At 48.4% G+C, this 12,630-nt stretch carries 12 protein-coding genes; 1 reads left to right on the forward strand and 11 read right to left on the reverse strand.

Annotated features, from left to right (window positions below; genetic code table 11):
* Positions 1 to 10 precede the first annotated feature (10 nt).
* Genes NJR55_RS04560 through trmH form a run of 10 tightly spaced genes read right to left on the reverse strand, consistent with a single transcriptional unit; the run spans position 11 to position 9,720 of the window.
* On the reverse strand, positions 11 to 1,789 hold the full coding sequence (locus NJR55_RS04560; protein WP_253618241.1) for a sensor domain-containing diguanylate cyclase: 1,779 nt from the start codon (positions 1,787 to 1,789) through the stop codon (positions 11 to 13).
* On the reverse strand, positions 1,782 to 2,573 hold the full coding sequence (locus tag NJR55_RS04565) for a TatD family hydrolase (protein WP_253618243.1): 792 nt from the start codon (positions 2,571 to 2,573) through the stop codon (positions 1,782 to 1,784). The genes NJR55_RS04560 and NJR55_RS04565 overlap by 8 nt, the downstream gene beginning before the upstream one ends.
* Entirely contained in the window at positions 2,563 to 3,297 is a 735-nt protein-coding gene (gene tatC / locus NJR55_RS04570) for a twin-arginine translocase subunit TatC (protein ID WP_253618245.1), read from the reverse strand. Before tatC ends, NJR55_RS04565 begins: the two co-directional genes overlap by 11 nt.
* Positions 3,290 to 3,640 carry a Sec-independent protein translocase protein TatB gene (gene tatB, locus NJR55_RS04575; RefSeq protein ID WP_253618247.1) on the reverse strand — a complete coding sequence of 117 codons (351 nt, stop codon included), beginning with the start codon at positions 3,638 to 3,640 and terminating at the stop codon, positions 3,290 to 3,292. Before tatB ends, tatC begins: the two co-directional genes overlap by 8 nt.
* Positions 3,641 to 3,862, reverse strand: coding sequence for a twin-arginine translocase TatA/TatE family subunit (gene tatA / locus NJR55_RS04580; RefSeq protein ID WP_253618249.1), 222 nt, complete (start codon positions 3,860 to 3,862; stop codon positions 3,641 to 3,643).
* Between the two features lie 20 nt (positions 3,863 to 3,882).
* On the reverse strand, positions 3,883 to 5,544 hold the full coding sequence (gene ubiB, locus NJR55_RS04585) for a ubiquinone biosynthesis regulatory protein kinase UbiB (protein ID WP_253618587.1): 1,662 nt from the start codon (positions 5,542 to 5,544) through the stop codon (positions 3,883 to 3,885).
* Positions 5,545 to 5,546: 2 nt separating this feature from the next.
* A complete protein-coding gene (locus NJR55_RS04590) occupies positions 5,547 to 6,152 on the reverse strand; it encodes a ubiquinone biosynthesis accessory factor UbiJ (protein ID WP_110013436.1) in 606 nt (201 codons plus the stop codon).
* Entirely contained in the window at positions 6,152 to 6,907 is a 756-nt protein-coding gene (ubiE, locus tag NJR55_RS04595) for a bifunctional demethylmenaquinone methyltransferase/2-methoxy-6-polyprenyl-1,4-benzoquinol methylase UbiE (protein WP_011235599.1), read from the reverse strand. Before ubiE ends, NJR55_RS04590 begins: the two co-directional genes overlap by 1 nt.
* 41 nt (positions 6,908 to 6,948) lie before the next feature.
* Positions 6,949 to 9,030, reverse strand: coding sequence for an ATP-dependent DNA helicase RecG (gene recG, locus NJR55_RS04600; RefSeq protein ID WP_253618250.1), 2,082 nt, complete (start codon positions 9,028 to 9,030; stop codon positions 6,949 to 6,951).
* A 9-nt stretch (positions 9,031 to 9,039) separates the two neighbouring features.
* On the reverse strand, positions 9,040 to 9,720 hold the full coding sequence (gene trmH, locus NJR55_RS04605; protein ID WP_253618252.1) for a tRNA (guanosine(18)-2'-O)-methyltransferase TrmH: 681 nt from the start codon (positions 9,718 to 9,720) through the stop codon (positions 9,040 to 9,042).
* Positions 9,721 to 9,816: 96 nt separating this feature from the next.
* Here trmH and NJR55_RS04610 point away from each other — a divergent pair, with 96 nt between their 5' ends.
* Positions 9,817 to 11,025, forward strand: coding sequence for an EAL and HDOD domain-containing protein (locus NJR55_RS04610; RefSeq protein ID WP_253618259.1), 1,209 nt, complete (start codon positions 9,817 to 9,819; stop codon positions 11,023 to 11,025).
* 5 nt (positions 11,026 to 11,030) lie between these two features.
* On the opposite strand, the gene NJR55_RS04615 is transcribed toward NJR55_RS04610, so the two are convergent.
* On the reverse strand, positions 11,031 to 12,560 hold the full coding sequence (locus tag NJR55_RS04615) for a bifunctional GNAT family N-acetyltransferase/carbon-nitrogen hydrolase family protein (protein WP_253618261.1): 1,530 nt from the start codon (positions 12,558 to 12,560) through the stop codon (positions 11,031 to 11,033).
* Positions 12,561 to 12,630: the final 70 nt, after the last annotated feature.

Raw genomic sequence — 12,630 nt, forward strand, 5'->3', positions numbered from 1 at the left:
TCCTGATTGGTTACTGCACCGCTAATCTGTCACGGCCTTCATTTTTAGCTGCATATAGCGCATCGTCTGCTGCTTTAAAAAGCTCATCTACATTATCAAAAATACGTACGCTAGTGGAGATCACCCCAATACTCAGCGTGATCTTAAGCAAACCGGCATCGGTTTTAAATTCGGTATTACGAACCGTTTCCAGTAACTGACTAGCAAAAGTTTCAGCCTCCTGAAGGTCAGTTTCCGGCAAGATAATGGCAAACTCTTCTCCACCATAACGACAGACAATATCAGCGGCCCGTTTTGCGTGTTGCTGCATCAATTTTGCCAACTGCTGCAGAATTTGATCTCCAGCAAGATGACCATAGGTATCGTTCACGGGTTTAAAATGGTCGACGTCGATCATCAATAATGCAAGCGGTAACTCGCGGCGTAATGTGCGCCGCAGTTCACGTTCCAGATGCTGTTGGAAATAACGACGGTTATACAAACCGGTTAAAGGATCTTCGGTATTTTTCTGTTCCAGTTCCGTATTAACGTCCTGAAGTTCGCGCAGAGCGACCTGTAGCTCGAACGTACGTTCATCAACACTTTCTTCCAGCTCACGATTATAACGTTGCTCGGCCTGCAGCCGTTCTTTACGTTGCTCGCTGTAACGCACAGCCAGAACCCAGGACAACAGTAGAATTTCAATACCTGAACCTATCATAATAGCATGACGCTGAATGAACATGCTGTCGATGATGCCCAGATACCCGAGAGAGTTCACAACTACAGAAACGAGCAAGCTACACCAGGCTAAGGTGAAAATGCGGGCGTAAACAAAACCCTTACGCCACATATATACACCCACAACCAGCAGGAATAAACAACCAGGCACAGCTAAACTCAACAACACATGAATGCTAACCCGATAGTTGGCAAAAATAGCAATTAGCAGACTCAAACCAGCAAGGAAGGCCATCACCATCAACCCTCTGCCCCAAGTGTATCGGTAACGTTTTAGTTCAAGGAGCTGATAAGCAAACAAGGCAGCGGTTAGAAAGGTTAGACTACCAAATATAGGAATTCCCTTATCCTGCAAATACAGAGAGTCAGGCCATAAATAATGAAAGCCAAGCCCCTCTAATGACAGCATCAACCCGGCAAAAAATAACGTATAAAGCGAATACACACCAAATTCCGGCTCGCGTGACGCAATAAAACCGAAAAGATTATAAACCGCCATACAAAGCAGTACGCCAAAGTAAACTCCTTCGGCAATACGACGGCTCATTTGTGTTTCAAAAAAGCCAACTTCTGTGCGTACAGCAATGGGAAGACGCATAGAACTTTGCGTATTCACCTTGATATAAATTTCGCCATTTGTGCCTTCTGACAAGGGGACCGCAAATTCTGAGGTGGGTATTAGCCGGTCACTAAAAGGAATTGTGTCACCCATAAGATAGGTTCTTACCCCTTCGGACTGCATCACATAAATAGTCAGCTCATCGAGCAAAGGGTAGGCAATATGCAAAATACGGTCGTAAGGCTTAGCGTCGAGTTTAAAACGAAACCAATATTCATCAGTGGTGTAACCAAAAGAAGCGCGGTCTGTATCCAGTTTACGCCAGTCAGTTGAAGGTAAGTTTTTTGCGGTTTCTAAGTCCAGCTTTTGCTGACTGTTAGTGTATTCAATTGCCAGCTCCGACTGGTTCTCGGGAAGTATTTGCGCCGCAGCAGCGGATGCAGAAAAAAGCAGAGCCACTAGAGCTAAAAATAGCCACTGCAATGCACTTACTCCGGAAGCTTTAGTCACTGTTCTCTCCCAGCCCAAAAAACCGTTCCGTATTAGCATAGGTCAGCTCGGCTAAATGCTGTACCGACACCTCAAGATAATTAGCCAGAGCTTCCCCAATTACCGGTAAAAGCGCAGGCTCATTCATTTTAGGGCGCGGCTTCAGCCCCCGAGGTAATAAAAACGGTGCATCCGTTTCAAGCACCAGCCTGCTCAGAGGCAGATACGGCAAAGCTGACACCAGTTCCTGGTTACGTCGCTCATCACAGATCCAGCCGGTAATGCCAAACCAATGCCCCCGCTCAGCATAACGGTTGAGCGCTTCAACGCCACCGGTAAAGCAATGAGTTAAGCAGGGCGTTGAGTCATTACAATACTGGTTTAACAGTTCTATTTGACGGTCAATTGCATCGCGTTCATGTAAATACAGCGGAAGGTTTAGCTCATTAGCCAACTCAATTTGAGCAACGAATACCTCTTCCTGCGCATCGCGGGGAGAAAAGTTCCGGTTAAAATCCAGACCACATTCACCAATAGCGACAACATAGGGCAGCCCGGACAATTCGCGCAACTGCTCTTTGTAGTTTGCCGGCGCTTCGCCGGCGTCGTGTGGGTGAATACCCACGCTCATCAGCAACTTCTCAGGAAACTGCTGACACAATTTAGCGGCTTGTTCTGCCTCTTCAATAGAGGTCGATATAATCAGCTGCTTTTGCACATTGGCCTGCTCGGCACGAGCCATAACCCCGTCCAGATCGTTCAACAACCGTTTGTTGGTTAAATTCACACCGGCATCAAACCACATCGTCGTCTTCCTGCTGGGTGGGTGTATACCAACGGCTAACTTGTAAACCTAACTCAAACAACAACCACATAGGTATTGCTAGTAAAGTTTGTGAAATAACATCGGGAGGGGTTAGCAACATACCAATAGCAAACGCACCAACAATAATATAAGGCCGTTTTTTAGCCAATGATTCGCGAGTGCAGGTGCCGGTCCAGATCAACAACATAATGGCAACCGGCGTTTCAAAGGCAATACCAAAGGCAACGAAAATCGCCAGAATAAAGTCCAGATAACGGGAAATGTCGGTTGCAACCGTGACACCCTCCGGCGCTGCACTGCTAAAAAATGCCATGGCAAGAGGCAGAACCACAAAATAGGCAAAGGCGATACCGGCATAAAACAGCAAAGTGCTGGTAGCCAAAAGCGGAATCACCAGACGCTTCTCGCGACCATATAAACCCGGCGCTATAAAGCCCCATATTTGCCACAGTAAATAGGGAACGGTGAGAGCCAGCGCCACAACCAGAGTTAACTTAAAAGGCGTGAAAAAAGGCGCGGCAACGTCTGTGGCTATCATTTGCGAGCCAGCAGGCATGTTCATCAGCAGCGGCTGGGCGACAAAGTGGTAAATGTCATTGGCAAAGTAAGCGAGCGCAGCGAACACAACCAGAATAACCAATACCGAGCGTAATAGTCGGCTTCTGAGCTCCAGCAAATGATTTAATAAAGGGGAGTCACTCATTACCTTTACCCACGTCGGTTCCGGGCTTTTCTTTAGGTTCAGAATCTGGCTTAGAGTATGGTCGCTGAACCTCTTCTGCTGCACTTCTTAATTCAACTAGCGAGCGTTGCAGTTCCGGACTTAAGTTTTCAAGATCCTGACTCTCTGCTTGCTTCAAGTGTTCGTGCAGCTCTTTTATACGCAGCTCGTGGTCAAGCTCATTCTGTACTTTTTGAGAGTACTGCTTAATACCCGATAAGGTTCTCTGAAAGCCACGGATAGCCGAAGGCAGGCGCTCGGGACCAAGTACCAGAAGGCCTACTATGGCAATCAGCAATAACTCCCAGAAACCAATATCGAACATTTAAGATTTCCCGGATTTATCCGAATTGGACTTATCGTCATGTTCTTCTTTGTGCTGCAAAGAGTCGTCTTTATCTTTGCTGTCATTCTCGTCACCCATAGACTTTTTAAAGCCTTTTACCGCATTACCTAAGTCTGAACCCAGGCTACGCAGACGCTTGGTGCCAAACAGTAATACAACAATGACCAACAAGATGAGTAACTGCCAAGGTGATACACCCATGTTATTTCCTACCGTTTAAGTTAAACAAATTCACTATTCGTTGTTTTCGGACGAGTCCGCCAGGCCATAATGCCCAGCAGCGCCGTGACAATACCCGCACCAACAGTCACTTCTGAAAGCTCAGTCTGATTCCAGAGCAATGTCGTACAAATTAAGCCGCTGCCAGTTAACACAGTCCAGAACAACGAAGTCGATGCTTGTCTTTGAGTTAATAACTGCTGCTTGCGTAACTCTCGCTCGCGCTCGTCAATATTATGTTGTTGGCGAAGGTTTTCATACAACATCATTGGCATTTCCGGCAGTTTTTCCGCCCAGTACGGCGCATTCTCTTTTACCGACCGCACAATTGCACGCCAGCCAAGCTGCTCCTTCATCCAACGTTCAAGGAAGGGTTTAGCGGTTTTCCATAGGTCCAGTTCCGGGTACAACTGGCGCCCCAAACCTTCAATGTACAACAGAGTTTTCTGCAGTAATACCAACTGCGGCTGCACTTCCATTTCAAAGCGTCGCGCCGTATTAAATAAGTTAATCAGCACATGTCCGAATGAAATTTCCGCCAACGGCTTCTCAAAAATAGGCTCACAAACCGTTCTTATGGCAGATTCAAACTCTTCAATATTGGTATGCTTCGGGACCCAGCCTGAGTCAACATGCAGCTCCGCAACTTTACGATAGTCGCGGTTAAAAAACGCCAGAAAGTTCTCGGCCAAATAGCGTTTGTCGTCGCGGTTCAGGGTTCCGACAATACCAAAATCAATACCGATGTAGCGCGGGTTCAATGGATCGTCTTTCGCCACAAAAATGTTACCCGGGTGCATGTCGGCATGAAAAAAGCTGTCGCGGAACACCTGGGTGAAAAAGACTTCAACGCCCCGCTCGGCCAGTTTCTTCATATCTACGCCGCGGGCTTTCAGGGTGGCAATATCACTCACGGGAATGCCATCAATGCGCTCCATTACCATCACGTTATGGCGACTGTAGTCACTGTAAACCACGGGAATATAAAGCATGTCGGAGTTTTCGAAGTTGCGCTTGAGCTGTATCGCGTTACCGGCTTCGCGCATTAAGTCCAGCTCATCCAGCAAGGTTTTGCGATACTCTTTAACCACTTCTTTAGGTTTTAAACGCCGCCCGTCGGGCAAATGATGCGCGGCTACAGAGGCCAGGGTTTCCATCAATTCTAAATCCGCATTAATGGTCTCACGGATATCCGGGCGAATAACCTTTATGACAATATCCGTTAACTCACCGTCTCTGGTTTTCAGCTTTCCGGTGTGCACCTGAGCAATTGACGCTGAGGCTAAAGGCGTTGTGTCAAAATCCGTAAAACAGTCATTGATGCTCTGCAAGCCTAAGGACTTTTCGATAATACGCTGTGCGGCATGACCATCGAAAGGAGGCACTTTGTCCTGCAGGCGTGCCAGTTCAATTGCAATATCAGGCGGCAGTAAGTCGCGGCGGGTCGAGAGCATTTGACCAAACTTAACCCACACTGGCCCAAGCTCTTCCAGCGCCAGTCTTAAACGTACACCGGCAGGCTTGTCTTTATGCTTATTGGGCAACCAGAAAAAAGCATGGCGGCCTAAACGAATGGTCCAGGGCAACCAACGCGCAGGGATGAGATCATCTAACCCGTAACTCAGTAGTGTTTTGGTAATTTTGTAAAAGCGACGCGTCCGCATCATTAACCCTTCTTCTCACGACACTGGCGTTCAAGGCGCTCGATTTGAGCCCGCAGCTGTTGTAAATCGGTTTTAAACTGATCAAATTCAGCTCTTACCGGTAATAATTTTTTCTCTTCAGTCAACACACCATGCACCCAGCGCTGCTGCTGTTGCCAATGTGTTTTTACCTGCTCGCGGCTGCGTCGCCACAGCTTACCCAGCCAGTAGGCCGGCGCGTCACCAACGGTTTTCGCCAGTTCGGCTTCCCAGTCTACGTTCAACGACTTAAACAAGCTAACCACTTGTTGCGCCAGCATGGGGTCACCATCAATATCCAGTAAGTCCGCTTTTATCAGCCTCGTGAGGTTAGCGGTATCCTGCAACTCAGGCAGTACACCCATTTCTGTTGCAATACGGCAGTCTACTTCGCTGTCATCGGAGGTACTAAGCTGAACACCGTGAGCATCGACACTCACAGTGACTTCAAAGGGCAGCTCCTTCAGGTGAAAACGCAGGCGCTTGCCGTCCAGCCGCTGCAAGCGCTCCGCCGATTCCGGGTCACGGTGCAGCACATTGTTTGCTAACTTCTCGACCAACAAAATTGGAATAAGCGGTAATAACGTCATCAGAACTTATACCCTCGGTGCAGTGCGACTACGCCACCAGTCATGTTCTGGTAGTCAACTTTCTCATAGCCAGCAGCTTCCATCATTGACTTCAGTGTTTCCTGGTCCGGGTGCATACGGATAGATTCCGCCAAATACTGGTAGCTGTCAGAGTCGTTAGCAACAACCTGCCCCATTTTTGGCAAAATGTTGAACGAATAAAAGTCGTACACCTGATTCAACGTAGCCGATACCGGCTTAGAAAACTCAAGAATTAATACCCGACCGCCAGGTTTCAGCACCCGCAGCATAGAACGCAGAGCCTTGTCTTTGTCAGTGACATTACGCAAGCCAAAAGCAATGGTAATAACATCAAAGGTATTGTCATCAAACGGAAGTTCTTCCGCGTCAGCCTGCACGTAACGAACATTGCCAATAATGCCTCTGTCACGCAGCTTGTCTCGACCCACTTTCAGCATGGCGTCGTTAATATCGGCCAGCACAACTTCGCCCTCAGCACCGACACGACGTGAGAACTGAGCCGTTAAGTCGCCGGTTCCACCGGCAATGTCCAATACCTTCATACCACGGCGCACACCACTGCAGTCAATGGTATAACGCTTCCATAAACGATGAATGCCAAACGACATTAAGTCGTTCATAACATCGTATTTTGCCGCTACCGACTGAAAGACATCAGCGACCAGGTTTTTTTTCTGATTACGGGCTACTTTTTGGTACCCGAAATCAATGGATTCTTCGTTTTTATCGTTCATTTAACTATCCCGAACTGATTTTGTACTAGTGTACTTGATGATCACACCTGAGCATAGTGATCGCGACGCGGTAACCAACGCTCAATTAGCGCTTCTGCGCTTTGCGGATAATGCTCTAATACGTGCTGAGCAATATTCTGGGCTTCTGGTATTAACGCCTCATCGCGCTCTAAGTCAGCCACTTTTAATTCGGCTAACCCGGTCTGTCGGTGACCCAACAATTCACCCGGCCCACGAATTTCCAGGTCGCGCTGTGCAATCACGAAGCCGTCGTTACTTTCGCGTAAAACACCCAGCCTCTGTTGCGCCGTTTGCGATAACGGACTGTGATACAGCAGCACGCAATGACTGGCAACCGAACCCCGACCAACGCGCCCGCGCAATTGGTGCAGCTGCGCTAAACCTAACCGCTCCGGGTTCTCAATGATCATGAGCGACGCATTGGGAACATCCACTCCAACCTCTATGACCGTCGTTGCGACCAATAAGTCAATATCACCCGCTTTAAACGCCTGCATGACCTGCTCTTTCTGCTCATGTTTAAGCCGGCCATGCACCAGTCCGATATTTAAGCCCGGCAACTGCTCCTGCAAGTCGTTGGCGGTGTCTTCTGCCGCCTGACATTCAAGTACGTCGGACTCTTCAATAAGGGTACAGACCCAATACGCCTGACGGCCTTCAGTGGCACAAACCTCGCGCACTCGATCCACAATTTGCTCCCGCCGGGTGTCCGGAATGGCAACCGTAGTGACCGGTGTGCGACCGGGTGGAAGTTCATCAATTACCGAGGTGGCAAGATCGGCATAGGCGGTCATAGCCAAAGTTCGCGGAATGGGTGTTGCAGTCATAATCAGCTGATGAGGGTGCACACCCGCCTGAACGCCTTTTTCGCGTAATTGTAACCGTTGGTGCACACCGAAACGGTGCTGCTCATCAATAATAACTAATGCCAGACGCTGATATTCAACATCCGCCTGAAACAACGCATGGGTACCAACCAGTAAATGAATTTCACCCTGCTTTAACTGTGTCAGCAACTCCCGACGGGACTTACCTTTCGATTTGCCACTCAACCAACCGACATTGACGCCCAGCGGCATCAGCCACTGGCTAAAAGTAATGGCATGCTGCTCAGACAAAAGCTCGGTTGGTGCCATTAGAGCCACCTGGTATCCGGCTTCAATGGCTGCCAGAGCACTGAGCGCAGCGACCAGTGTTTTGCCTGAGCCGACATCGCCCTGCACTAACCGCATCATTGGTTGGCCTTGAGCCATATCGTCGGTAATTTCTTTCACCACTCTTGCCTGCGCACCAGTGGGTGAGAACGGCAATTGCTTTAAAAATGCCTCTTGTAAAGCACCATTGCCTGTTATGGTAAAGCCCGCCTGAGCCTGTCGCGCCTGGCGTAGCTGCAACAAGCTGAGCTGATGAGCAATAAGCTCTTCCGATGCCAGCCGCTGCTGCGCCGGATGTTCGCCTTGCTCCAGCAGTGCCAGGGGAACATCCACCGGCGGCCGGTGCAGAGTCAAAATAGCCTGCTCGAGAGAAAGTTGATGGGGTCTTAAATTTTCAGGCAGAAGTTCAGGTAAAGAACCGGGCTGAAGATACGCCAGTGCCTGTTCGATGATTTTACGCAAAATTCCCTGAGTCACGCCTTCCGTCGTGGGGTAGACCGGCGTAAGAGTTTCCTGCATATTCAATGGCTCGCCAGCTTTGACCGTTCGATACTCGGGGTGAATCATCTCCCAGCCGGTCATGCCCCGGCGCACTTCGCCAAAGGCTAATAACTGAGTGCCTTGTGCGAATTGCTTTAACTGAGCCGCACTAAATTGAAAAAAGCGCAGACTGATACTGCCGGTTTCATCACTGGCCTGACAAATCAGCATACGCTTACGGCCGTACTTGATATCGGCGTGCCGCACCGTGACCAGAACATTGGTAGCCACACCCGCACGTAAATTTGCAACGTCAGTTACCTGAGTACGGTCTTCGTATCGCAGCGGTAGATGCAACAGTGCATCACTGACAGAGGCTAAGCCCAGCTTGCGCAGCTTAACCGCAACCTTTTCGCCCACACCTTTAAGTACCGTCAGTGGAATGTGCTGCAGTCCTTTTACCGCCACTTTTGCTCCTTATCTTGCGCGCATCGCCAGCCACCAGGCTTCATCAGCGACAATCTGTCCATTTTCGTCCAGCTCGGGATAAGGCATATTCTTACGTTTACAAGCCTTGGCATAAATTGGATGACCACCTTCAAATAACACCCTGTGCCGCTCTTCGGCGCTGATATGTGTTTTATCGTACAAGCCCGCCTGCTCCCGTTGTCGCTGCGCTTCATACAACATCACAGCGCCAGCCACAGAGACATTCAGTGACTGTACCATGCCTACCATAGGAATCATTACGTGATGATCAGCAATATCCAAAGCTTCATCGGTAACGCCGTATTTTTCCTGCCCCAGCAGAATTGCGGTTGGTTTGGTGTAATCCACTTCACGAAAATCCACCGAATGCTCCGAAAGGTGAGTCACTACAACTTGCATGCCCCGACCTTGAGTTGCCTCCAGCGCTTCACCAACAGTTTTATGATTATGGATTTTCACCCAATTTTGACTGCCCAACGCCGTACCACCCGACAAACGTGCCTTTTTGGTCAGCCATATCGCGTGCATTTCATGCACGCCTATCGCATCCGCTGAGCGAACCACCGCAGACAAATTATGGTTTTTATGCACGTTCTCCATAACAACGGTCAGGTCTGGCTGGCGCTTGTCCAACATTTGGTTAATTCGTTGATATCGTTCAGGACTCATTGCTTTTTTATGAAAATAGGACTAGATATAAGCAGTATACCCGAGAGATTCGGTCAGAACTAACCCTATGCTTCACTCAGGATAATAAGAACAACAATGTCGTACTCCTACATTGCACGGCAACCTATTTTAACCAGAGACCAAAAAGTTTTTGGTTATGAATTGCTGTTCCGCAACAGTACTGAAAACAGTTTTCCGAATATTGATCCTAACGAGGCCACCTCCAAACTGCTTTTGCAGCAGCATTTATTGGGTGACATTCAGACGCTTTGTATGGGAAAGCAGGCGTTTATCAATTTTCATGCCCGTACTTTGTTAAATGACTTCCCTTCCTTTCTCAACGCCCGCACCGTGTGGGTAGAGCTGCTGGAAACCGTAGGCGTTGATGCGCCTTTATTAGAAGCATGCAGCGCCACTCGCGCAAAAGGTTACCGAATTGCATTGGATGATCACGATTTTGCCGGGCAATGGGAGCCTCTCATTCCCATGATCAACATGGTAAAAGTTGATATCCAGGAGCAAGGTTTAGAGCTTGACGAAAAAATTCGCTTCTTTAAAGAAAAGGGCGTTCCACTGCTCGCGGAGCGGGTTGAAACCCGGGGCGAGTTCGAACGTTGTCTGGAGCTAGGCTTTGATTATTTTCAGGGCTTTTTCTTCGAAAAACCGCAAATAGTCCAGCAAAAATCTCTCGCGCCTAACCGCATTAGTATGCTGACATTGTTATCTGAAGCACATAAAAAAGATCTAGACTTAGATACCATACGACAGGCTATTGAACAGGACTTATCACTTACTTACAGCTTGCTTAAACTGGTCAACAGCGCTCTATACGGCGGTCGCAAGAAGATTGAAAACATCCAGCACGCGCTGGTTTATTTGGGTACGACCGAAATTCGCCGTTTTATCACTTTGGTTGTTTTAGCTAATGTATCAGCGGGGCAGCCTGAGGAGCTCACAATTAAGTCGGTAACCCGCGCCCGGTTTATGGAGTTAGTAGCCGTCGAAATTCTGAGTGAGAAGCATCATTCCAGTGCCTTTTTAACAGGCATGCTCTCTTTACTGGATATTATACTGGGGCTGTCGATGGACGATGTGCTTAAACAGCTTCCGCTTTCTAAAGACATTACCAAAGCACTCAAAAACCGCGAGGGTGTATGGGGTTATCTGCTGCAAATGACTGAGCTTTATGAGCGCGGCGAATGGGAAGCTCTGGATAAGCACCCGCTAAAACAAAAATTAAACGGCACCGATATTGGCCAGCTTTATATCGATGCCAGTCAATGGTGCCGTTTAGCTCTATTCTAAATGCCCTAGCTCATCCGTTTACGAGATACTTCATAGATATCCGTACGACGATCCTTTTTATTCGTCACCGAGCCTTCATGATGCAAATAACGCAGTTCATCCAGATTTAAATCTGAAAACATCAGCATTTCCGTGTTCGGCGTGGTCTCCGACATAATCGCGTCGTGCGGGAAGGCAAAATCCGAAGGAGAGAATACTGCCGACTGCGCATATTGCACATCGAGACTTTCCACTTCCGGCAAGTTACCGACACTGCCACAAATCACGACGTAACACTCGTTCTCTACCGCACGAGCCTGAGCGCAATGCCTAACACGCAGGTAGGCGTTACGGGTATCTGTCCAGAACGGTACAAACAGAATTTCTAATCCCTCGTCCGCCATTATGCGACCCAGCTCAGGGAATTCCACGTCATAGCAAATTAAAATGCCAATGCGTCCGGCATCAGTATCGAAGACTTTGACTTCGTTGCCGCCTTCAATGACCCAGTCGCGCTTTTCGTGCGGGGTAATATGCAATTTGTACTGCTCTTCTACCGAGCCATCGCGACGACACAAATACGAGACGTTATAAATACTATCTCCGTCCTGCACCGGCATCGATCCCGTAATAATATTGACGTTATAGCTGACTGCCATTTGCGACATTTCACGCTTAAACAGATCGGTGTACCCAGCCAGAAAGCGAATTGCATCCATTTGCTGGCTCTGGTCAGTTAACCCCATTAACGGCGCATTGAAAAACTCCGGAAAGACGGCAAAGTCACTTTGATAACCCGACAGAGCATCAACAAAGTATTCCACCTGCTTCAGCAGTTCTTCTACCGACTCCACCGAGCGCATTTGCCACTGCACGGCACCCACACGCACATTCTGAATACGGGTTGTCAGAATATTGTCTGAAGGCTCGTACAGAAAGTTATTCCACTCCAGTAAAGTGGCAAAGCCGCGTGACTTTTTATCTTCCGGAAGGTACTTACCCAACAGACGTTTTACGCTAAAGTCATTCGCCAGCTGAAAGGTCAGGATCGGGTCATAAATTTCACGCCGCTGCACTTTGTCCAGATACTGACTTGGCGTCAGTTCATTTGCATATTTGTGGTAATTGACAATACGGCCACCAGCCAGAATGGCGCGCAGGTTGGCCTGCCGACACAGCTCTTTACGTGCATCGTACAAGCGACGCCCCAAACGATAACCGCGGTATTCCGGGTGGATTAATACATCCAGCCCATAGAGCGCGTCACCTTTTTTATTGTTAAGAATCGCTTCTCTGTGGCCAATTAAATCGTCATAGGCGTGAGGGTTAGAAAACTTGGTGTAGGCCACCTTAACCGTTAAGGCGACACCGACAATGCGGCCATTATCTTCCAGACAAAACTGACCTTCGGGAAAGTCTTTTATCAGTTTTTCTATGGTGAACTGGCTCCAGGAGCCGCCTATGTCTGTGTAAACAGCATCCATTAATTCTTTTAACTGTTCGTAATCTTCCAGCCGCAAATTTCGTATTTGCAAATGCAGTTCATCGGGGCTCATTATCTCTATCCTGATCTAAAACAACTTTACCGACAGTCTACACGTAATTGGAATAAGGTTGCATCAGGAT

The organism is Idiomarina rhizosphaerae, assembly GCF_024159085.1.
GTDB classification, from domain to species: Bacteria; Pseudomonadota; Gammaproteobacteria; order Enterobacterales; family Alteromonadaceae; genus Idiomarina; species Idiomarina rhizosphaerae.